This is a genomic window from Methylobacterium oryzisoli, from assembly GCF_046557895.1.
GTDB lineage: Bacteria > Pseudomonadota > Alphaproteobacteria > Rhizobiales > Beijerinckiaceae > Methylobacterium > Methylobacterium oryzisoli.
Window position 1 is genome coordinate 1 of sequence record NZ_JBKIBX010000126.1, and the last position, 771, is coordinate 771.

Genomic DNA, 771 nt, shown 5'->3' on the forward strand with positions numbered 1-771 from the left:
ATACCAACCCTCACTGATCAGAACCCACGGGCCCAGGCGCGCAGGCCGATGGACATGATGCGCCAGGGCTGATTGATGAGCTTGTTCCAGGCGTCGCAGCAGTGGTCGAGGATGGCCTCGTATGACGCAAAGATCCGATTGCCGAGCCAGTTCTCACGGATGAACTGCCAGAGGTTCTCGACCGGGTTCAGCTCAGGCGAGCGCGCTGGCAGCGGCAGCAGGGTGATGTTGGCCGGGATCACAAGCTTCTTGGTCATGTGCCAGCCTGCCTGATCGAGCAGCAGCACGGCGTGCGCGCCCGGGGCGACGGCCCTGGCGATCTCGGCCAGATGCAGGTTCATCGCCTCGGTGGTGCAGCGAGGCATGACGAGCCCGGCTCCCGTACCACGAGCCGGGCAGATCGCGCCGAAGAGGTAGGCGGAGGCGGTGCGCTGGTCCTTCGGAGCTGCGGGCCGTGTGCCGCGGCGTGCCCAGCGGCGCGTGATGGTGTTCTTCTGCCCGACCCGAGCCTCGTCGGCGAACCAGACCTCTATCGGCTTGCCGCCCGTGGCCTGCGCGATCTGCGCCAAGCGGGTCGGGAAGGCTTTTTAAAAGCCGGAATAGCGTCCTGATCCTGTGCGTGATGGCGGGGACGGGCTGAGAGCTTCCGGTAGCCCATGCTCCGCAGAACCCGGCTCAGTGTCTGCTCGGAGACCGAGACGCCGTGCTCCTCAAACAGGATCTGAGCCAGATCGACCAGCCGCCAGCGCACGACTCCGTGCGCAGCCGGCG

At 66.3% G+C, this 771-nt stretch carries 1 pseudogene; it reads right to left on the reverse strand.

Annotated features, from left to right (window positions below):
- Positions 1-17 precede the first annotated feature (17 nt).
- A pseudogene (locus tag ACKUB9_RS34335) lies at positions 18-771 on the reverse strand (IS630 family transposase); the annotation flags it as partial.